Origin of the sequence: Pseudomonas sp. NPDC089392, assembly GCF_044749595.1 — a bacterium.
In the GTDB taxonomy this organism is placed as follows: Bacteria; Pseudomonadota; Gammaproteobacteria; order Pseudomonadales; family Pseudomonadaceae; genus Aquipseudomonas.
In genome coordinates this window covers 39,179-60,995 of the sequence record NZ_JBIVIF010000006.1, presented here as the reverse complement: position 1 = coordinate 60,995, position 21,817 = coordinate 39,179, and the positions used below count along the sequence as shown (strand labels likewise).

Sequence of the window (21,817 nt, the reverse complement as noted above, 5' to 3'; positions counted from 1 at the left end):
GGGTGCTCTCTTTTCGTGACACATTATGGTGCATGGGCGGCGGTCTGTGTTTAGCGGGCCATGTCATTGGGCAGTCCACCCGCATTCACAGGCCCTGGCTGGAGGGTGCAGGCCGCCAGGTCCTCAAGGAAGGCCTGCAGGATGGGCGGGCGCGAGACACCGCGGCGGGTCGCCACATCGAAGGGTGAGCTGAGGTCCAGGGTGCTGGCGCCCAGGCGCCGCATTTCGCCGGTCTTGACCCACTGTTCGGCAAAGTGCACCGGCAAGAAGCCGATATACGCGCCGGAAATGATCAGGATCGCCGCCGCCTCGATGTTCTCCACGGTGGCGTCGGCCTTGGTGATGCCCAACTGTTCCAGGTCGTACTGCTGCATGTAGCCGCGCACCACGATACGGCTCTGGCGCACATCTTCCATCAGCCGGCCGTTGCTCGCATTGCTGGCGAACAGCGGGTGGCGCCGGCCACAGTACAGCCCCAGGGCCTCGTCATACAGCGGCAGGTAGGACAGCCCGGCCACCCGCATGGGAAAGTGGCCGATGGCCAGGTGCAGCCTGCCGTCCAGCACGCGCTCTTCGAGTTCCGCCGGGGCACCGATGTAGATGTGCAGGTGGGCATCGTGCCCGCGTGAAACAAAGCGCTGGGTGGTGCGCGGCAGTGGCGAGACCGGGTCGGTCAGGGTGGAGTCGATGATGCCCAGGTTGAGCTTGCCGCTGATGTGCTGCTTGAGCACGTCGGCGTCCAGGCAAAAGCTCTCGACGGCGCTGAGCAGGCGCAGGGTGGCCTCATGGATCGCCACCCCTTGCTCGGTCAGGCGAAAGCCGCTGCGCCCGCGCTGGCAAAGCTTGACCCCCAGGCGTGTCTCCAGGTGCGACATCTGTTCGCTGATGGTCGACTGGCCGGCATTGAGCGCCGCCTGCGCCGCAGAAAAGCCGCCGCAGCGGACGATCGTGGTGAATACCCTGAGCAGCTTCAGGTCGACATCGTGCAGCTGGATCACCATGGCCTCCCGGTCGGGCGTCACATCGCCAGTGCTGATATGAGCGCCCGCGCATTGTTCTTGTCGCGCTAATTAAGCATGAGTGCCTGGCCGCTGCAATGCCTGGTTTTGCCTGGCTGCGCCAGCGGTGAATACATCGGCGGGTGCGATGTATGTATCTGCACTTGCGCATTTTTCCCTGCCCGGTCGGTTGCCATAGTGGCTGCAACGGTGGTCGCGCAGTCGCCCCGTCTCCTGACATAGAACAACAAGTGGAGAACGCAGAACATGGCAAAACACGGTTATGAGTCCGGCCGCCTGAACCTGCCCTTTGTCGGCCATTGCACGTTCGCCAAGGCGCCGGTGTGCACCGACTGGGCAGCAATCGACGCCGATGTGGCGATTTTGGGCGCGCCCAACGACATGGGCACCCAATGGCGTTCTGGTGCACGCTTTGGACCGCGCGGCATTCGCGAGGCATCGACCCTGTTTTCCTTCGGCCACGCCGGTGCCTACGACTTCGAAGATGACGCCACCTACCTGACCGAAGACCAGGTGCGCATGGTCGATGTGGGCGATGCCGACATCGTGCATACCGACATGGCCAGCAGCAACGCCAACATCGAGTTGGCCGTGCGGCAGATCCTTGCGGCGGGTGCCATGCCGGTGGTGCTGGGCGGCGACCATTCGGTGCATGCCCCGGTGATCAAGGCGTTCGAAGGCCATGGGCCGATCCACATCGTGCATTTCGACGCCCACCTGGATTTCGTCGACGAGCGCCACGGCGTGCGCTACGGCCACGGCAGCCCGCTGCGCCGCGCCTCGGAGCTGGAGCACATTGTCGGCATGACCCAGATGGGCATTCGCAACGTGTCCTCGTCCAACCGCGACGACTACGACGCCGCGCGTGACGCCGGCTCGCAGATTCTTTCGGTACGTGACGTACGCCGCCTGGGCTGCGAGGGCGTGCTGGCAAAAATCCCCGAAGGCCGCAACTACTACATCACCATCGACATCGACGGCTTCGACCCGTCCATCGCCCCGGGCACGGGTACCCCGAGCCATGGCGGATTCTTGTACTACGAAGTGCTGGAGATCATCCAGGCCCTGGCCCGGCGCAGCCACGGCCGCATCGTCGGCATGGACCTGGTGGAAGTGGCCCCGGCCTACGACCCCACCGGCATGACCTCGATCCTCGCCGCCCAACTGCTGATGAACAGCATCGGCTTCATCTTCCACGCGCGCGCCAAGGCTCGCTGACCCGGAGACTGTACTGTGGACAACAAGGTAAAAGCCTACTTGCAGGCCTTCGGTGTTTCCGAGGCGACCCAGCGTTTTCTCAGCAAGCCGCAACGCATGTTCATCGCCGGTGCCTGGCTGGAGGCCAGCGACGGCGGCAGCGCCGAGGTGGTAGAGCCTTCCACCGAAGGGGTACTGACGCGTATCCCCATGGGCACGGCAGAGGACCTCGACCGCGCGGTGCGCGCCGCACGCGCGCAGTTTGATGGCGGCGCCTGGAGCCAGCTGAAACCGCTGGAACGCGAGCGCCTGATCCATCGCCTTGCCGACTTGATCGAAACCCACGGCGACGAACTGGCGCAGATCGAAGCCATCGACATGGGCAAGTCGGTGGTGCAGGCGCGTGCCGTCGACATCCAGGGCACGGTCGATACCCTGCGTTACTTTGCCGGTTGGGCCAGCAAGGTCCACGGCCGCACGGTCACGCCTTCGCTGCCCGGCAACTACCTGGCCTACACCCGCAAGGAAGCGGTGGGGGTGGTCGGCGCCATCGTGCCGTGGAACTTCCCGCTGCAGACCATGGCCTGGAAGCTGGGCGCGGCGCTGGCCACCGGCTGCACCGTGGTGGTCAAGCCAGCGGAGCTGACCTCGCTGTCGGCGCTGCGCTTTGCCGAGCTGGTGCAGGCCGCGGGCATTCCCGACGGGGTGGTGAACATCGTGACCGGGCGCGGCAGCGTGGTCGGCCAGGCGATGTCCAGCCACCCGGGCATCGACAAACTGAGCTTTACCGGCTCCACGCCAGTGGGTTGCACGGTGGGCAAGTCGGCGATGGACCAGATGAAGCGCCTGACCCTGGAACTGGGCGGCAAGTCGCCGGTGATCGTGTTCGCCGACGCGGACATCGAGGCGGCCGCGCAAGCTGTGGCCAACGGGGTGTTTTTCAACTCAGGGCAAGTGTGTGACGCCGGTACCCGTGCCTATGTCGAGCGCAGTGTCTACCCGGCGTTTCTCGACGCGCTGGCGCGCTACACCGCCACGTTGAAGATCGCCCCGGGGCTGGACCCTGACTGTTTCATCAGCCCCATGGTGTCGCGCCAGCAACAGCAGCGGGTGCTGGACTACATCGCCCTGGGCAAGGCCGAAGGCGCGCGGGTGCACTATGGCGGCGAGCCACTGGATGGCCCGGGCTTCTACGTGCAGCCGACGATCTTCGCCCACTGCAACAACGACATGCGCATCGTCCGCGAGGAAATCTTCGGCCCGGTGCTGGTCACCCAGCCTTTCGATACCCAGGAGCAGGCGCTGGCGCTGGCCAACGACTCGCAGTTTGGCCTGGCGGCGGCGATCTACTCCAACGACCTGGGCAAGGTCCACGGGCTGATCCCGCAGTTGCGCGCCGGCAGCGTGTATGTGAACGCCCACGGCACCCTTGACCCGGCCATGCCATTTGGTGGTTACAAGCAATCGGGCTACGGCAAGGATCTGGGCGCGGAACAACTGGAGTTTCTGCTGGAGACCAAGGCGGTGTGGATTACCTTGCCCTGAGGTACAGGGCCAGCCTGCGTCGCTGAGGTTTGGCGAGCGACGCAGGTTCAATCAAGCATCGAATTTCAAGAACAAGAACCTGTAGAGGTGATGCCGATGAACAGCCAAGTGGATGTGGAGCGTGCGCAAGACCTGGAGAGGCGCCTGTGCGCCTATGAGGAGTTGGAGAAAAGGGCGCACTGGCCGGGTGCAATGACAGCGACCGATGTGGTTGCACTGGCCGTGCTGGTGCTGGTGATGGTTGCCGGTGCGTACTACCTGGGGGGCCAGCCATGAGTGCTTCCCGTGAACAGGAGTTTCGCCTGGGTGCGGAGCGGGGTGACACCCCCTTGCTGCCCAGTGAGCGGGTCTGGGGTTTCTGGGGCTTTGCCTACGCCAACTCGGCGTTGGCAGTGGCCACCTGGGTATTCCTGATCGGTGGCGCCACGGCGCTGTTCGTCGGGCCCTTGCAAGGGATTGCGGCGATCATCATCGGCAACATCATCGGCGTGGTCCTTGCGGCCTCGTCCACCTGCCTGCCCTGTGGCAAGTACGGCGTCGAGCAGTTCACCTTCCTGCGCAGCATGTTCGGCCTCAATGGCAGCCGCCTGGTGTACTTCCTCTCGGTGGTGGTGCTGACCATGGGCTGGCTGGCGGTGCTGGGCCTGATGTGCGGGCGGGCGCTGGACAACCTGGAGACCCTGGTGCAACACAGCCAGCCCAACGGTGACGGTTGGCTGGTGACCGCTGGGGCCTTGCTGGCCATTGTCCTGGCGGCGCTGGTGGCCATGCGCGGGCCAGACATGATTCGCCGGCTGAGTGCGGTGATCGCGCCCAGCCTGATCCTGATCATGCTGGCGCTGATGTACTTCATCTCCCGCCGCTACAGCCTCGACGAACTGCTGGCCATGCCTCCCTTGCAGCCACCGTTCAAGAACCCGCACGTCAACTTCATGGTAGCGGTGGAAATCAACATCGCTGCGGGCTTTTCCTGGTGGCCCTACATCGGCAACCTGTCGCGCCTGTGCAGCAACCAGCGTACGGCCTTCTGGCCCAATCTGGTGGGTATCTTCGGTGCCGCTTCGCTGGGTGAGTCGGTCAGCCTGTTTGCCGCCACCACCCTGGGTAGCAGCGACCCTACCGCCTGGATGCGCCTGGCCGGTGGCATGGGCTTTGGCGTCATCGCCCTGAGCTTCCTGGCGCTGGCCAACCTGACCGGCATGGTCAACATCCTCTACACCGCAGTGATCGGCTTGCGCCAGCTGGCCGGCGAACGCCTGCGCAGCTTGGGTTGGGGGGTATTGATCACGCTGTTCTGCATCATCCCGGTGGGGATCGTGGTGCTGCTGCCGGGTATCTACGATGGCTTTTTCATCTTCCTGGTGTGGACCTCCGCGCTCAACAGTGCCCTGGCCGGCATCGGCATTGCCGATTACTTCTTCCTGCGCAGGCAGCGCCTGAACCTGCGGCAGCTCTACGCCGAACAAAGTGTGTCGCCGCTGCGCTACTGCAAAGGCTTCAACCTCATCGCACTGGTGGCGCTGGTGGCGGGCTTCGCGATCTACGTGGTGGTGTTCAACCCGCAGACCCTGGCCCATACCGACTTCTTCACCTTCGCAACTGCCTCGCTACCGTCCTGCCTGCTGGCCGGGCTGGTGCACTACGGCCTGACCCGCCTGCTGGCGGCGCGCCTGGCGTGGGGCGGCTACCCAAAGCGTAATGAACGCAACATCGAGGCCGTCGGCCTTCGCGCACAGGACTAGAACAATGACCAAGCGATACGACTACATCATTATCGGTGCAGGCTCTGCCGGCTGCGTGTTGGCCAACCGCCTGACAGAAGACGCTGGCACCTCGGTGCTGGTGCTGGAGTTCGGCGGCAGCGACCGCAGCGTACTGATCCAGATGCCCAGCGCATTCTCGTTGCCGATGAACACCAGCAAGTACAACTGGCGCTACGAGACAGTGGCCGAGCCGCACCTGGACAACCGCCGCCTGCATTGCCCGCGGGGTAAAGTGCTGGGTGGCTCGTCGTCGATCAATGGCCTGGTGTACATCCGTGGCCATGCCTGCGACTTCGATGAGTGGGAAAGCCTGGGTGCGAAGAACTGGGGTTATCGCAACTGCCTGCCGTACTTCAAGCGTGCCGAGCAGTACAAGTTTGGTGGCGACGACTACCGCGGCGGCGCAGGGCCGCTGTCTACCAACAATGGCAACAACATGCAGAACCCGTTGTACGGTGCCTGGGTCGAGGCCGGTGCCGAAGCTGGCTACATCAAGACCGATGACTGTAACGGCTACATGCAGGAAGGCTTTGGCGCCATGCACATGACGGTGAAGGACGGTGTGCGCTGGTCCACCGCCAATGCCTACCTGCGCCCGGCCATGAGCCGGCCGAACCTGACCGTGATCACCCATGCCATGACCCGGCGCATCCTGCTCGATGGCAAGCGGGCGGTGGGTGTGGAATATGACCAGGGCGGGCAGATCCACAAGGTGCTGTGTAACCGTGAGGTGCTGGTGGCGTCTGGCCCGATCGGCTCGCCGCATTTGCTGCAACGTTCTGGCATCGGCCCTGCGGCCGTGCTGAAGAGCGCTGGCATCGAGGTGCGCCACGATTTGCCGGGGGTGGGCGAGAACCTGCAGGACCATTCGGAAATCTACATCCAGTATGCGTGCAAGGAACCGGTTACCCTCAACGGCAAGATGAACCTGCTGGGCAAGGCGCTGATCGGCTTGCGCTGGCTGCTGTTCAAGGACGGCCTGGGGGCCAGCAACCACTTCGAGGCGGGCGGCTTCATCCGCTCGTCCAAAGGCCTACGCTGGCCGGACATCCAGTTCCACTTCCTGCCGGCGGCCATGCGCTATGACGGCGACAAACCGTTCAAGGGCCATGGTTTCATGGTGCTGACCGGGCCCAACAAGCCAAAGAGCCGTGGCCATGTGCGGGCGCTGTCGGCCGACCCGTACCAGCACCCGCAAATCCGCTTCAACTACCTGCAGAGCGAAGAGGACCGGGAGGGCTTTCGCCGTTGTGTACGGCTGACCCGCGAGATCATTGCCCAGCCGGCCATGGACCGTTACCGTGGCGAGGAGCTGGCGCCCGGGCCGCAGGTGCAGACTGACGCAGAAATCGACGCCTTCGTGCGCGCCAACATGGAAAGCACCATGCACCCGTGTGGCTCGTGCCGCATGGGCGAGGATGACATGGCGGTGGTTGATTCGGCGTTGCGTGTGCGTGGCCTGCAGGGGGTGCGGGTGATCGACTCTTCGGTGTTCCCGAGCGAGCCCAACGGCAACCTCAACGCCCCGACCATCATGCTGGCCGAGCGCGCTGCCGACCTGGTGCGCGGGCGCCAGCCGCTGGCGCCGGTTGACGTGCCGGTTGGCCTGGTGGGCGGCTGGGAGGAGCAGCAGCGCAGCCGTGCGCCGGTGCGTGAGATGCCTGTTCGCTAAATGCCCGGCTGACGCGCTCGGTGTAGGAGCGGCCTTGCGTCGCGATAGGGCTGCGCAGCAGCCCCAGGATTTCAGCGCAGAAGCAAGCATTGTCGGGGCCGCTTTGCGGCCCTATCGCGACGCAAGGCCGCTCCTACAGGGGATCGCGTCAGTCTGGCGGACTGAATACGCTCCGTTGGAATGATTTCGATACAGGGCGGGCAAGGGCAGCACTCACTGCACCTGGGGCTGCTCGAACGCCTGATTGGCACGCTTTTCTGGAGTGACTTCTTTACAGCCAATAAAGCCACAACTCAATAAAACCCCGCTAACTGGCGCTATTTGCGCTTGGCACAGACCTTGCTCCCGACCTTGCACTCGACCGGACTTGAAAGTTGTTCTTCCGGTCCCGAGGGTTGAACTTGTGACGTTATAAAAACAATTAAACTAGCAAGGTACATGACAATGAATAACTTGCCGCATGGTCACTGCCCGCCTGAGGGTGACGCACACGAACTCAAACGCAACCTGTCCAACCGCCATATCCAGTTGATCGCCATCGGCGGTGCCATCGGCACCGGCTTGTTCATGGGCTCTGGCAAGACCATCAGCCTGGCTGGGCCTTCCATCATCTTTGTCTACATGATCATCGGCTTCATGCTGTTCTTCGTCATGCGGGCAATGGGTGAACTGTTGCTGTCCAACTTGAACTACAAGTCGTTCATCGATTTCTCGGCCGACCTGCTGGGGCCGTGGGCGGGGTTCTTTACCGGCTGGACCTACTGGTTCTGCTGGATTGTCACCGGTATTGCCGATGTGATTGCCATTTCTGCCTATTCACAGTTCTGGTTCCCGGACATGCCGTTGTGGATACCGGCACTGGCGTGCGTTGGCCTGTTGCTGACGCTGAACCTGATGACCGTGAAGATGTTCGGGGAAATGGAGTTCTGGTTTGCCATGATCAAGATCGTGGCCATTTGCGCCCTGGTCTGCACCGGCTTCTACATGGTGGCCGCGACTTACCAGTCGCCGGCCGGGCATGCCGCCGCGCTGGCCAACCTGTGGAACGACGGCGGGATGTTCCCCCACGGCGCCATGGGCTTCTTCGCCGGCTTCCAGATAGCCGTTTTTGCCTTTGTCGGCATCGAGTTAGTGGGTACCACGGCCGCTGAGACCAAGAACCCGGAACGCAACCTGCCACGGGCGATCAACTCGATTCCCCTGCGCATCATCGTCTTCTACGTGCTGGCGCTGATCGCCATCATGGCCGTTACCCCTTGGCGAGAAGTGGTCGCCAACAAGAGCCCCTTCGTCGAACTGTTCGTGCTGGCCGGCCTGCCGGCAGCTGCAGGCATCATCAACTTCGTGGTGCTGACCTCGGCCATGTCCTCTGCCAACAGCGGCGTGTTCTCGACCAGCCGCATGCTCTACGGCCTGGCAGTGGATGGCGATGCGCCCGGCAAGTTCAGCGCGCTGTCCAACCGCGCCGTGCCGTCCAATGGCCTGATTTTCTCTTGCGTGTGCCTGACCGGCGGGGCACTGGTCATCTACCTGGTGCCAAACATGCTCGATGCCTTCACCCTGATCACCACGGTCTCGGCCGTGCTGTTCATGTTTGTCTGGTCGATCATCCTGCTGTCGTACCTGGCGTATCGCAAGCAGCGCGACCCGTTGCACCAGGCATCGAAGTACAAGATGCCCGGCGGCAGCGCCATGTGCCGGGTGTGCCTGGTGTTCTTCGCTTTCATCCTGGCATTGCTGGCCCTGCAAGCCGACACCCGCATGGCGCTGTACCTGGTGCCGGTGTGGTTTGCCGTGCTGGGCCTGGCGTACCGCTCGATCCGCCAGAAGAAGCAGGAGACCGCGCAGTTGTCGTTTGACGCCGACTGATCGGCACCTACAGGTTTTGCCCAAGGGGGACGGCGCCGTTGCGCTGTCCCCCTGTTGTCTTTTTGCCAAACAGGTCTTTGCAGGAGCACAGATGAGAATCCACGTCACCTTCGTCGACCGTGTCGGTATCACTCAGGAAATCCTGTCGCTGCTTGGGGCGCGCAACCTCAACCTGGACGCCGTGGAAATGATCCCGCCCAACGTCTACATCGATGCCCCGACCTTGTCGCCGGTGGTACTCGACGAGCTTTACGCCGCGCTGTTGGGGGTGGACGGGGTGCAGGAGGTATCGCTGGTCGACTTCCTGCCCGGCCACCGCCGGCGCTTGCAGCTGGAGGCCTTGCTGGCGGCCATGAGCGACCCGGTGCTGGCCGTGGACCGCGCGGGCCATGTGCTGTTGGCCAACCCGACGTTGGTCAGCCTGGTGGGCCACGAGCCGGCCGGTGAGCCGTTGAGCAAGCTGTTTGCCGAGCCGGACCTGGCCCGCACCCTGATCGACAAGGGCTTTCGCCTGCCGATGTGCGAGGTGAGCTTTCAGGACCAGTCTTTGCTGCTGGAGGCCACACCGATCAGCGGTGGGGCCGATGGCCTGGTGGGTGGGTTGCTGACTCTGTACCCACCTAGCCGTATCGGCGAGCGGCTGGCCTCGCTGCTGCATGACAACGGCGAGGGGCTGGGGGCGTTGCTGGGGGAGTCGGCGGTGCTGCAGGCACTCAAGGCACGCTTGCACAAGGTGGCGAGCCTGGAGGCGCCGCTGCTGATCCAGGGCGAGACCGGCACCGGCAAAGAGCTGGTAGCCCGTGCCTGCCATGCGCTCAGTGCCCGGCGCGACACGTCTTTCCTGGCGCTGAACTGCGCGGCGCTGCCCGAGAGCCTGGCCGAAAGCGAGCTGTTCGGTTACGCCGCTGGCGCCTTTACCGGCGCCCAGCGGGGCGGCAAGCCGGGGCTGCTGGAACTGGCAGATGGCGGCACGGTGTTTCTCGATGAGGTGGGCGAGATGTCGCCCTACCTGCAGGCCAAGCTGCTGCGCTTTCTCAATGACGGCAGTTTTCGCCGGGTAGGGGGTGGCAACGAGGTACGCGTTAATGTGCGGGTGGTCTGTGCCACCCACCGCAACCTGGAAAGCATGGTGATGGAGGGCAGCTTTCGCGAAGACCTGTATTATCGGCTAAACGTGCTCAACCTCAAGGTGCCGCCGCTGCGCGAACGCGGCAAGGACATCCTCCTGCTGGCTGAGCACTTCCTGCGTCAGGCTTGTGCGCAGATCCAGCGCTCGCCGTGCCGCTTGGCGCTGGCTACCCATCCGCTGCTACTGGGCAATCGCTGGTCTGGCAATGTGCGCCAGTTGCAGAACGTGATTTTCCGCGCTGCGGCGATCAGCGAGGGCGAGGTGATCGACTGTGACGACCTGGAGTTGGCCGGCACCGCGTTGAGCAGCCAGCAGGCCGAAGGAGGGGAAATCGTCAGCCTGGAAGCGGCCGTGCAGGCCTTTGAAAAGTCTCTGCTGGAGAAACTGTACGAAAGCTACCCCTCGACCCGGCAACTGGCCACGCGCCTGCAAACGTCCCACACCGCCATCGGCCAGCGTCTGCGCAAGTACGGTATCGCCAGCCGGGCCTCGTAGCCGACCTGGTGCGAATACGCTCCGCTGGAGTGATAGCACTCCGTTTGATTGCGGGGCACGGGTTCAGTGGCGCGGCCTGCGAGGGGTGAGCAGCAGGCCTGTGCAGTGGAGCGAATACGCTCCGCTGCTGGGGTAGCGAAAACGCCGCTAAACATACGTAATACCTTGATATATATAGATAAAACATGATTGGCATTGCTCTTGCTCTGGTATCTGGCAGTCCCGCACAGGGACCCACCCGATAACAAGAGAGGACATTCCATGAGCACTCTGCGTTTTACTCCCGAACACGAATGGCTGCGGCTGGAAGCGACTGGCGAGCTGACCGTCGGCATCACCAGCTATGCCCAGGCGGCCTTGGGTGATGTGGTGTTCGTGCAGTTGCCGGAGCCTGGCGAGTATGGCGAAGGCAATGAAGTCGCGGTGCTCGAGTCGGTGAAGGCCGCCAGCAACATCACCATGCCGTTGACCGGGACCGTGGTAGCCGTCAACCAGGCCCTGGCCGACGACCCTGAGTTGGTCAACGCCTCGCCGATGCAGGATGGCTGGTTCTTCCGTATCCAGGCCAGCAACCCTGCCGAGCTCGACACCCTGATGGACCAGGACGGCTATGACCGCTTCCTGGCCGAAAACGCCTGAGCCGGGGGTGGCCGCCATGAACAACCCATGCACCCCGCTGGGCACCGACAATGAGTTTGTCGCCCGTCACATTGGCCCGCGTGAAGGCGATATCGAGGCGATGCTGGCGCTGACCGGGCATGATTCGCTCGACGCGCTGACCGACAGCGTCATCCCTGCCAGCATCAAGGGCAGCAGTGTGCTTGACCTGACCGCCGGGCTGGGTGAAGCCGAAGCCCTGGCCGCACTCAAGGCCGTAGCTGGCAACAACCAGCTGTACCGCAACCATATCGGCCAGGGTTACTACCCTTGCCATACGCCGACGCCGATCCTGCGCAACCTGCTGGAAAACCCGGCCTGGTACACCGCCTACACGCCTTACCAGCCGGAGATCTCCCAGGGCCGCCTGGAAGCACTGCTGAACTTCCAGACCCTGGTCAGTGACCTGACGGGTATGGAGATCGCCAACGCCTCGTTGCTCGATGAAGCCACCGCTGCTGCCGAGGCCATGACTTTCTGCAAGCGCCTGGCGAAGACCAAGGCCTCGGCGTTCTTTGCCTCTCGCCATTGTCACCCGCAGACCCTCGATGTGTTGCGTACCCGTGCCCAGCCGCTGGGTATCGAAGTGGTCATCGGTGACGAAGCGGCGCTGGCTGGCCAGCCCCTCGACGGCTATTTCGGCCTGCTGCTGCAGTACCCGGCCAGTACCGGTGAAATCGCCGACCAGCGCGCCCTGGTGCAGCGCGCCCATGCCGCTGGCGCGCTGGTTTCGGTGTGCGCTGACCTGCTGGCGCTGACCTTGCTGACCCCACCGGGTGAGTGGGGGGCCGACGTGGTCATCGGCAGCGCCCAGCGCTTCGGCGTGCCGCTGGGTTTCGGTGGCCCGCATGCGGCGTACTTTGCTACCCGTGACGCGTTCAAGCGCGACATGCCCGGGCGCCTGGTCGGGGTGTCCATCGACCGTTTCGGCAAGCCGGCCCTGCGCCTGGCCATGCAGACCCGCGAGCAACATATCCGCCGCGAGAAAGCTACCAGCAACATCTGCACCGCGCAGGTGCTGCTGGCCAACATCGCCAGCATGTATGCGGTGTATCACGGCCCTCAGGGCCTGACCCAGATCGCCCGCCGGGTGCACCGCCTGACCACGATTCTGGTGCAGGGGCTGCGCCAGCTCGGGCACCAGGTCGAGCAGGCGCACTTCTTCGACACCGTCAGCGTGGTGACAGCAGGGCCAGTGGCCGATGTGTTCGCCGCTGCCCGTAGCGCACGGCTGAACCTGCGCCCGATCGATGCCGTGCGGGTTGGCCTGTCGCTGGATGAAACCTGCGAGCAGGATAGCGTCGAGGCCCTGTGGCGAGTGTTCGCGGCTGCCGGGCAGGCGTTGCCGGACTTCGCCGCCCTGGCGGCCGACAGTGCCGATTGCCTGCCATCGGCGCTGCTGCGCAACACGCCGTTCCTGCAGCATCCGGTGTTCAACCGCTACCACTCTGAAACCGAGCTGATGCGCTACCTGCGTCGCCTGGGTGACAAGGACCTGGCCCTGGACCGCAGCATGATCGCCCTGGGCTCGTGCACCATGAAACTCAACGCCGCCAGCGAGATGATCCCGATCACCTGGCCCGAATTCGGCGCGTTGCACCCGTTCGCCCCGGCCGAACAAGCGCTGGGCTACCGCCAGCTGACCGATGAACTGGAGGCCATGCTGTGTGCAGCCACCGGCTATGACGCCATGTCGTTGCAGCCCAACGCCGGCTCCCAGGGTGAGTACGCCGGCCTGCTGGCCATTCGCGCCTACCATGCCAGCCGTGGACAGGCAGGGCGCGATGTGTGCCTGATTCCGTCGTCGGCCCACGGTACCAACCCGGCCACGGCGCAGATGGCCGGCATGCGGGTGGTGGTGGTCAACTGCGACGAGCGCGGCAACGTCGATGTCGCCGACCTGCAGCGCAAGGCCGAGCAGCACCAGGACACGCTGGCGGCCCTGATGATCACCTATCCATCGACCCATGGCGTGTTCGAGGATGGCATCACCCGCATCTGCGACATAATTCATGAGCATGGCGGCCAGGTGTACCTGGATGGCGCCAACATGAACGCCATGGTCGGCCTGTGCGCACCGGGCAAGTTCGGTGGCGACGTGTCGCACCTGAACCTGCACAAGACCTTCTGCATTCCCCACGGCGGCGGTGGCCCCGGCGTCGGTCCGATCGGCGTCAAGGCGCACCTGGCGCCGTTCCTGCCCGGGCACGGCCATATGCACAACAAGCAAGGCGCGGTCAGCGCGGCGCCTTATGGCAGTGCCAGCATTCTGCCGATCACCTGGATGTACATCCGCATGATGGGCGGGGCAGGGCTCAAACGCGCTTCGCAGCTGGCGATTCTCAGTGCCAACTACATTGCCCGCCGCCTGGAAGAACACTACCCGGTGCTGTACAGCGGCGACAACGGCCTGGTGGCCCACGAGTGCATTCTTGACCTGCGCCCGCTCAAGGACAGCAGCGGCATCGGCGTCGAGGACGTGGCCAAACGGCTGATCGACTTTGGTTTCCATGCCCCGACCATGTCGTTCCCGGTGGCCGGCACGCTGATGGTCGAGCCGACCGAGAGTGAGTCCAAGGAAGAACTGGACCGCTTCTGCGCCGCGATGATCTGCATCCGCGAAGAAATCCGTGCGGTGGAAAACGGCACCCTGGACAAGCTCGACAACCCGCTGAAGAACGCCCCGCATACCGCCAGCGAACTGGTCGGCGAATGGCCGCACAGCTACAGCCGGGAGTTGGCGGTGTACCCGCTGGCCGACCTGCGCGAGAGCAAGTACTGGCCGCCGGTGGGGCGCGTGGACAACGTCTACGGCGACCGCAACCTGGCCTGCGCCTGCCCGCCACTGTCGAGCTACCAAGACGCCTGATGATGCCGGCCCTGTGCTGCGCCGGGCCGTACTTGCCGATTGAATAACAAGGAGTCACACCTATGTTCCACAAAAGCCTGACCCTGTCCGATTTCGACCCTGCGCTGTCCGCGGCCATCCGCCGCGAAGTACAGCGCCAGGAAGACCACATCGAGCTGATCGCCTCGGAAAACTACACCAGCCCGCAGGTGATGCAGGCCCAGGGTACCGAGTTGACCAACAAGTACGCCGAAGGCTACCCAGGCAAGCGCTATTACGGTGGCTGCGAGCATGTCGATGTGGTGGAGCAACTGGCCATCGACCGTGCCAGGCAACTGTTCGGCGCCGGTTACGCCAACGTCCAGCCGCACTCTGGCTCCCAGGCCAACGCCGCGGTTTACCTGGCCCTGCTGCAAGCTGGCGACACCTTGCTGGGCATGAGCCTGGCCCACGGCGGGCACCTGACCCACGGCGCCAAGGTGTCGTCTTCGGGCAAGCTGTACAACGCCGTGCAATATGGCATCGACGCCAACGGCCTGATCGATTACGACGAAGTCGAGCGCCTTGCCGTCGAGCACCAGCCGAAGATGATCGTGGCGGGCTTCTCGGCCTACTCGAAAACCCTGGATTTCCCGCGCTTCCGGCAGATCGCCGACAAGGTCGGGGCCTATCTGTTTGTCGACATGGCCCACGTCGCCGGCCTGGTGGCCGCAGGCCTGTACCCAAACCCGCTGCCGTACGCCGATGTGGTCACCACCACCACGCACAAGACCCTGCGCGGGCCACGCGGTGGCCTGATCCTGGCCAAGGCCGACCCGGAGCTTGAGAAAAAGCTCAATTCGGCGGTGTTCCCGGGCGGGCAGGGGGGGCCGCTGATGCATGTGATCGCGGCCAAGGCGGTGTGCTTCAAGGAGGCCCTGGACCCTGGTTTCAAGGCTTATCAGCGCCAGGTCATCAGCAACGCCCAGGCCATGGCCCAGGTGTTCATGCAGCGTGGCTTTGACGTGGTTTCCGGGGGCACCGACAACCACCTGTTCCTGGTCAGCCTGATCCGCCAGGGCATCACCGGCAAAGATGCCGACGCCGCGCTGGGGCGGGCACACATTACCGTGAACAAGAACGCCGTGCCCAACGACCCGCAGTCGCCGTTCGTGACCTCGGGCCTGCGCATTGGCACGCCGGCGGTGACTACCCGTGGTTTCAAGGAAGCGGAGTGCCGGGCCCTGGCGACCTGGATCTGCGACATCCTTGAGCACCTGGGTGATGCTGATGTCGAGGCGCACGTCGCCCGTCATGTGTCGGAGTTGTGCAAGCTGTTCCCGGTCTATCCGGCCTAGTCGGTGAATACAGGTCTTTGTAGGAGCGGCCTTGTGTCGCGATCGGGCTGCAAAGCAGCCCCAGGGTTACAGCATTGATGCACATATTGCTGGGGCTGCTTCGCAGCCCGATCGCGACCCAAGGCCGCTCCTACAGAGCCTGCGCAGGTCGGATGATTGATGTAAGACAGCTCAGGAGCCAGCCATGTCTACCGAACAACTGCAACACACACCGCCGCGCCCACAGCCGGTGCAGGCCGGGGTGAAGCTGCGCGGCGCCGAGAAGGTGGCGCGTATCCCGGTGAAAATCCTGCCCACCGAGGATGTGCCACGCAAGCCCGACTGGATCCGCGTGGCCATTCCCACCACCCCGGAGGTAGCGCGGGTCAAGGCCTTGCTGCGCAAGCACAAGCTGCACAGCGTGTGCGAGGAAGCGGCCTGCCCAAACCTGGGCGAGTGCTTCTCTGGCGGCACCGCGACCTTCATGATCATGGGCGACATCTGCACCCGGCGTTGCCCGTTCTGTGATGTCGGCCACGGCCGGCCCAAACCGTTGGACGCCGACGAACCCAAGAACCTGGCCATCGCCATCGCCGACCTGGGCTTGAAGTACGTGGTCATCACCTCGGTGGACCGCGACGACCTGCGTGACGGTGGCGCCCAGCACTTTGTCGATTGCCTGCGCGAGATCCGCAAGTTGTCGCCAGGCATCCAGCTGGAAACCCTGGTGCCGGATTACCGCGGGCGCATGGATGTGGCGTTGGCCATTACCGAGCAGGAGCCGCCAGATGTGTTCAACCATAACCTGGAAACCGTGCCGCGCTTGTACAAGGCGGCACGGCCGGGCTCGGACTTCGAGTGGTCGCTGGACCTGCTGGAGCGCTTCAAGCAACGTGTGCCTACGGTGCCGACCAAGTCCGGGCTGATGCTCGGCCTGGGTGAAACCGATGCGCAAGTGCTCGAAGTGATGCAGCGCCTGCGCGAGCATCGGGTGGATATGCTGACCTTGGGGCAATACTTGCAGCCCTCGCGCAGCCACTTGCCGGTGCAGCGCTTCGTCCACCCGGACACCTTTGCCTGGTTGGCCGAACAGGCTTTGGCGATGGGCTTCAGGAACGTGGCATCCGGGCCGTTGGTGCGCTCGTCTTACCATGCTGACCAGCAGGCGCTAGGGTGCTGATCAGTATTTTTTAGCGCTGCTCATGACGCAGGGCACCCAGGCTTGGTTGATGTTTCGCTTGTTCTGGCCTCTTCGCGGGTAAACCCGCTCCTACGGGAACAGCACCCCCTGTGCGAATCATACCGTCAGTGTAGGAGCGGGTTTACCCGCGAAGAGGCCGGTCCCGAAGAAGGAGAACACCTCGATTGCCCAGAGTTGGCATGGAAATCTCATGGTTATTAAAAAACATGTGATCTTCGTAACCTTGCAACCACCCTCCAGGGAAGAACAACAACAGGGGGCGTACATGAGCTGTCTAATTTGCGCAGGACAGGCCGAATCCATTGTGTGTACCCACGGATGGGAAGAGCGGTGTTGTGCCCAATGTGGTTGTTACCGAATGTCCCAAGCGCTCATTCTGGTGATGATGGAAGAGGGGCAGATATTCGATACCGTGCGAATGCGCGAATGGCTGGCGGCAAGGCGTGATGTGGTGCCGGTCCCTTCCATCGACCATAGCCAGGCGATATTGGCGCATTGAACGGTAGTCAGCATTGATATCATATTAATATTGCCTGGCGCCGCTGTCTGAACTTGCTGCTGTTTCTCAATCTCCAGCCATGCACCCAGGGTGCGCGCGCCAAAGGCACAGGAATAACTGGCCCGAAACAAATGTAGGAGCGGCCTTGTGCCGCGAAGCGCCGCGCGGGCGGCGCTCGATCTCACAAGCACCCAACATCTCAAGGCAAGCACCTGTCAGCCCTTACTGCGTGCACGGACATTTCGACCAGACTGCGGCATCATGTTCCGCTCAATCATCACCTCACCCAGGAGACAGCGATGATAAAGACCGGCGACCAACTGCCCGACATTACCCTTTACCAATACAACAACGATGCAGGCGCCTGCGCGATCGGCCCGAATGCCTTTTCCATTCGCGAGCGCTGCAAGCAGAAGAAAGTGCTGATTTTCGCTTTGCCCGGCGCGTTCACGCCGACCTGTTCTGAACGCCACGTTCCCGGTTATGTAGCGGCCGCACCTGCGTTGTTCGCGGCTGGCATTGACGAAATCCTCTGCATTTCAGTGAACGATGCCTTTGTCATGAATGCCTGGGGCAACAGCCTGCAGGTGGGCGATGCGGTCAAGATGATCGGCGATGGCAATGGCGAATTCAGTGAGGCGCTAGGCCTGACCCAGGACCTCTCGGCACGCGGTCTGGGGCGTCGTTCGCAGCGCTATGCCATGTTGGTCAACGATCTGGTCGTCGAGCACATTGCGCTTGAAGCGCCCGGCAAGTTCGAGGTCAGTGATGCCATGAGCATGCTTGCCGCGTTGCGTTAGGTTTTATGGTCCAGGCCTTGCAGTCAATGGCTGTCGAGGCCGCCGCAGAACAGTTCAGACCGGCCGCTAACAATAAGGACAGACGGTTGAAACTTCACCAACTCAGGGCGTTGGTTGCCATCCATAACGCCGGCAGCATCCTCGAAGCGTCCAAGCTCATGCACATCACTCAGCCCGCGCTGAGCCGTTCGATCAAGGACCTGGAGCGGGAGGTTGGTTTTACCCTGTTGCAGCGCTCGCACAAAGGCATGGCCCTTACCGAGGAAGGCAAGCGCGTCATCCGCCATGCCAACCTGGTGGTGGAGAGCATTCGCCGCCTGCAGATCGAAGCGGCGAGCATCCAGGATGCCGCGTTGGGCGCGGTGACGATCGGGGTCACATCGCTGACGGCGATGCTCGATGGGGTAGATGACAGTATCCTGGCTTTCAGGCGCAAGTACCCGCGGGTGAAAATCACCATTACCGACTTGCGCCCCAGCCAGATCCTGCAGCGCCTGCGCGATGGCAGCCTGGACTTTGCCATTACCTCGCAGCAACCGCTGAGCCGGCTCAGCCTGGACTGGGAGGCCCTGGGCAGCATCAAGGGCAGGGTGATCTGCCATGCGTCCAACCAGCACAAGTTCACCAAGTCACTGCGCACCTTGCAGTATGGCCACTGGATCAGCCTGGACGAGCTGTCCGACCAGGCTTCGCAGTTTCACCAACTGTTCGAGGCCAACGGCCTGCGGGTACCGCAAAACACCGTTGAGTGCACCTCGGTGATGATGGCGCTGAAGCTGCTGAAGAACACCGAATCGTTGATGACCATCAGTGAGTTGGCCGTGGACCAGGGGATCACCTTTGGCGTCGATTGCGAGTACGTGGCCATGGCGGTGCAGGAGTTGATTCCGGATTACCCCATCAACCTGGTCTGTATCGACCGCCACAGCCTCACGGCGCCTGCCCAGGAGCTGTTCCACAGCTTGCGCGGGCAGGTGCTCAGGCAAACCCGTGCTGTGGCGTCAGAAGTGGTAGTACATGCCTAGCGAGACGTTGCTTGGGTTGTCACCCACCTGGTCCACCGGGGTGCCGGCGTAGGTGACCGACGACGCACGCTGGTTGGCGATCATGCCGACGCGTCCATACACGGCCCAGCGCGGGGTGAAGAAGTGGTCATAGCCGACCATCACCCCTAGCGCGTCCTTGTCGTGGGCGCTGACCTGGCGCTGCATCACGGCCAGGCGCAGCACGTCCAGCTCGCCGACCGGCGCCATCACGCCGAAGGTGTACAGCGTGGTGCTGGGCGTGCCGGCCTGGTCCACGTCCTGGCGTTGCCAGGTCAGGCTGGTGGACAGTGGGCCGAAGTCATAGAACGCCGACAGGCTCTTGTAGTAGTTGGCGGTCTGGCGCGAGTCGCCAGCGTCGTCCCATGGGTCGCTGTAGTACAGGTTGTAGGAGCCCAGCAGTATCACGCGGCTGTTGCGGTATTGCAGCCGGGCGCCGCCACCGCGCACGGTGCGGCCCTGGCTGGCGGCATCGTCGAAACCGAAGCTCAGCGCGGTGCCGAGGGTGAAACCGTTGAAGTTAGGGCTGGTGTAGGCCAGGGTGTGCTTCGGGCGCATGTCCAGGTAAAAGGCGCCCTTGCCAGCGGCAGGCAGGGCCAGGTAGGTGTAGGGCGAGCCGTAGGTGGCCAGGAACGGGTCGGCGTAGGTGGGCGTGCCCATGTTGTAGGTCTTGCCGAATTCAAGCTTGCCCAAGGTTTTCGAGCGCAGCGCGACTGCCGCCAGGCGCAGGCTGCCAACGGTGTCCCAGGTACCCTCCAGGGCCTTGCCATTGATGTTGAAGCCCTCTTCGGCGACCAGTTCCAGCGCGCTATCAGGGGTCAGCCCCTTGCGTACATAAAGCCCGAGCTTGTTGGTCCAGGCGCCGCCGCCGGCCAGCTTGTAACCCGAGTGGTGCTGCGAGTCGTGATAGCTGGCGAATGCGTCCACGGTACCGTAGACCTTGAGCTTGTCATCGAAACCGTAATCCACGCCGTAGTAACCAAAGCCCGGCGCAATCCGGGCGAGCGTCGGAAAGCCCTCTGCCTGTGCCTGCGCGGCAAGGCAAGCACCTTGGATCATCAACAGCAACGACGTAATGCGAGTGTTCATTCACGACTCCAGGCCAGCACAGTGATGTGGTGGCTGTAGCGTCAGTGAACAGGGCGTTGCAGCGTGATTGCTTATTCGGCCTGGTCATGCCGTTTGGTTAATCATGGGCCGGCGCGGCGTCTGGGCTGGTAACAACCTCTGCGCTAGACAGGCTGCGAACCCGCCGCCAGGCCGCGTTATGGGCGCGGATCAGTGAACGATTCTGGGGCGGCAGGCACAGGCATGGCGAACTGTGCGCCAGTTCAGGGCAAATTGGCCAACGGCCGGTCTGGTCAATTAACCATTGGTTAGCCACATGCCGAAACTGCAAGTGTGTTGAGTGCCCGATTGGCTGATATTCGCTGCACGCCGCGATTTGCCAACGGAGATAACAATGACCACACCGCTATCCGCACCGCCAATCCTGCAGACGGGCGCGCCTTCAGTCGCGCAGGCATCCTCTTCTCGTAAAACCTTGATTGCCTGCTCGTTGGGCAATGCGCTGGAAATGTACGACTTCACCATCTACAGCTTCTTCGCTGTACTGATCGGCAAGCATTTTTTCCCCTCCGACTCAGCGATGGCGTCGTTGTTGATGTCGTTGGCCACGTTTGGCGTCGGTTTCCTGATGCGCCCGGTCGGGGCGATGGTCATCGGTCGCTACGCCGACCGGCGCGGGCGCAAGGCAGCATTGAGCCTGACCATCGGGCTGATGACCCTGGGCACCGCGCTGATCGCTTTTGCCCCCACGTATTCGCAGATCGGCATTTTCGCAACAGTGCTGCTGGTGGCCGGGCGGCTTATCCAGGGTATGTCGGCAGGCGGGGAGGTCGGTACTGCGTCGGTGTTCCTGATGGAGTCCAGTGCGGTGCACAAGCGTTGCCAGAGCGTCAGCTGGCAGGCCGCCAGCCAGGGCTACGCCGCACTGGTGGGGGCCGGTTTTGGCTTTGCCCTCAGCCTGTGGCTCGACCCTGCGGCCCTGGAAGGCTGGGGATGGCGGATACCGTTCATCTTCGGCCTGCTGATCGGACCGGTCGGTTGGTACATTCGCACGCGTTTGCCGGAAACCCATGAGGCCGAGCCTGGGCACAAGGGCGAGCAGGGGCTGGACGCCGAACTGCTCAAACGCATCGTCCAAGGCATCGGCCTGATGGCCAGTTCCACCATCGGCATGTACCTGTTCGTGTTCTACATGCCCACCTACCTGACCACGGCCTTGCATTACCCGCAAGGCAGCGCGATGGCGATTGCCTGTATCAGCAGCGGTTGCATGGCGATCATCTGCCCGTTGGCGGGCAAGTTTGCCGACAAGTACCAACTCAGGAAGCGCCTGCTGGGATGGACGGTTGCCACCCCGGTGGTGTTGACCCTGCCGGTGTTCTACCTGCTTGGGCAAGTGCAGCACATGGGCCTGGCCATGATGTGCGTGGCGGTCCTGATCCTGCCGACCTGCATCGGTGCCGGTGCGTTCTTTGCGCTGATCATGGAGGGCTTCCCGAAGGCTCGACGCTCATTCGGCACCTCGGTCAGCTACAGCCTGGGGGTGACGATATTCGGTGGCTTCTCGCCGCTGGTGGCTACCTGGCTGATTGGCGCGCTGGGCACACCGTTGGCGCCGGCGTACTTCTTGTTGGCCGGCGGCGTTGTCAGCCTGGCCTGCCTCAAATACTTCCCCGAAAACAAAGGATGCGAGTGA

At 63.2% G+C, this 21,817-nt stretch carries 17 protein-coding genes; 15 read left to right on the top strand and 2 right to left on the bottom strand.

Features of this window, described 5'->3' with window-relative positions:
• Nucleotides 1–50: 50 nt before the first annotated feature.
• Nucleotides 51–998 carry a LysR family transcriptional regulator gene (locus ACIP1G_RS08275; RefSeq protein WP_400735380.1) on the bottom strand — a complete coding sequence of 316 codons (948 nt, stop codon included), beginning with the start codon at nucleotides 996–998 and terminating at the stop codon, nucleotides 51–53.
• A gap of 267 nt (nucleotides 999–1,265) precedes the next feature.
• Between ACIP1G_RS08275 and speB the strand changes: the two genes are divergently transcribed.
• From speB to ACIP1G_RS08205, 14 genes are all read left to right on the top strand, one after another.
• Complete coding sequence (speB, locus tag ACIP1G_RS08270; protein ID WP_400735378.1) at nucleotides 1,266–2,237, top strand: agmatinase; 972 nt, start codon at nucleotides 1,266–1,268, stop codon at nucleotides 2,235–2,237.
• Nucleotides 2,238–2,252: 15 nt separating this feature from the next.
• Nucleotides 2,253–3,761, top strand: a complete 1,509-nt coding sequence (locus ACIP1G_RS08265; RefSeq protein ID WP_400735377.1) for an aldehyde dehydrogenase family protein — start codon at nucleotides 2,253–2,255, stop codon at nucleotides 3,759–3,761.
• 96 nt (nucleotides 3,762–3,857) lie between these two features.
• On the top strand, nucleotides 3,858–4,037 hold the full coding sequence (locus ACIP1G_RS08260; protein ID WP_400735375.1) for a hypothetical protein: 180 nt from the start codon (nucleotides 3,858–3,860) through the stop codon (nucleotides 4,035–4,037).
• Nucleotides 4,034–5,503, top strand: a complete 1,470-nt coding sequence (locus ACIP1G_RS08255) for a cytosine permease (protein ID WP_400735373.1) — start codon at nucleotides 4,034–4,036, stop codon at nucleotides 5,501–5,503. The genes ACIP1G_RS08260 and ACIP1G_RS08255 overlap by 4 nt, the downstream gene beginning before the upstream one ends.
• Nucleotides 5,504–5,507: 4 nt before the next feature.
• Nucleotides 5,508–7,196, top strand: a complete 1,689-nt coding sequence (betA, locus tag ACIP1G_RS08250; protein ID WP_400735372.1) for a choline dehydrogenase — start codon at nucleotides 5,508–5,510, stop codon at nucleotides 7,194–7,196.
• A gap of 444 nt (nucleotides 7,197–7,640) precedes the next feature.
• Nucleotides 7,641–9,065, top strand: coding sequence for a D-serine/D-alanine/glycine transporter (gene cycA / locus ACIP1G_RS08245; protein WP_400735370.1), 1,425 nt, complete (start codon nucleotides 7,641–7,643; stop codon nucleotides 9,063–9,065).
• Between the two features lie 91 nt (nucleotides 9,066–9,156).
• Nucleotides 9,157–10,689, top strand: a complete 1,533-nt coding sequence (locus tag ACIP1G_RS08240) for a sigma 54-interacting transcriptional regulator (protein WP_400735368.1) — start codon at nucleotides 9,157–9,159, stop codon at nucleotides 10,687–10,689.
• 261 nt (nucleotides 10,690–10,950) lie between these two features.
• Nucleotides 10,951–11,328: a glycine cleavage system protein GcvH gene (gcvH, locus tag ACIP1G_RS08235; RefSeq protein ID WP_400735366.1), complete on the top strand. Its 378-nt coding sequence runs from the start codon at nucleotides 10,951–10,953 to the stop codon at nucleotides 11,326–11,328.
• 16 nt (nucleotides 11,329–11,344) lie between these two features.
• On the top strand, nucleotides 11,345–14,215 hold the full coding sequence (gcvP, locus tag ACIP1G_RS08230; RefSeq protein WP_400735578.1) for an aminomethyl-transferring glycine dehydrogenase: 2,871 nt from the start codon (nucleotides 11,345–11,347) through the stop codon (nucleotides 14,213–14,215).
• Nucleotides 14,216–14,277: 62 nt separating this feature from the next.
• Complete coding sequence (glyA, locus tag ACIP1G_RS08225) at nucleotides 14,278–15,531, top strand: serine hydroxymethyltransferase (RefSeq protein WP_400735364.1); 1,254 nt, start codon at nucleotides 14,278–14,280, stop codon at nucleotides 15,529–15,531.
• A gap of 184 nt (nucleotides 15,532–15,715) precedes the next feature.
• Entirely contained in the window at nucleotides 15,716–16,690 is a 975-nt protein-coding gene (lipA, locus tag ACIP1G_RS08220) for a lipoyl synthase (RefSeq protein ID WP_400735362.1), read from the top strand.
• Between the two features lie 379 nt (nucleotides 16,691–17,069).
• Entirely contained in the window at nucleotides 17,070–17,210 is a 141-nt protein-coding gene (locus ACIP1G_RS08215; RefSeq protein WP_400735360.1) for a hypothetical protein, read from the top strand.
• A gap of 299 nt (nucleotides 17,211–17,509) precedes the next feature.
• A complete protein-coding gene (locus ACIP1G_RS08210; RefSeq protein ID WP_400735358.1) occupies nucleotides 17,510–18,010 on the top strand; it encodes a peroxiredoxin in 501 nt (166 codons plus the stop codon).
• A gap of 86 nt (nucleotides 18,011–18,096) precedes the next feature.
• Nucleotides 18,097–19,035, top strand: coding sequence for a LysR family transcriptional regulator (locus ACIP1G_RS08205; RefSeq protein ID WP_400735356.1), 939 nt, complete (start codon nucleotides 18,097–18,099; stop codon nucleotides 19,033–19,035).
• Here the strand turns inward: ACIP1G_RS08205 and ACIP1G_RS08200 are convergent.
• Nucleotides 19,012–20,142 (bottom strand): porin, encoded by a 1,131-nt coding sequence (locus ACIP1G_RS08200; protein ID WP_400735354.1) that lies wholly within the window; start codon nucleotides 20,140–20,142, stop codon nucleotides 19,012–19,014. The two genes, ACIP1G_RS08205 and ACIP1G_RS08200, sit on opposite strands and share 24 nt — an antisense overlap.
• A 373-nt stretch (nucleotides 20,143–20,515) precedes the next feature.
• Between ACIP1G_RS08200 and ACIP1G_RS08195 the strand changes: the two genes are divergently transcribed.
• Nucleotides 20,516–21,817: an MFS transporter gene (locus tag ACIP1G_RS08195; protein ID WP_400735353.1), complete on the top strand. Its 1,302-nt coding sequence runs from the start codon at nucleotides 20,516–20,518 to the stop codon at nucleotides 21,815–21,817.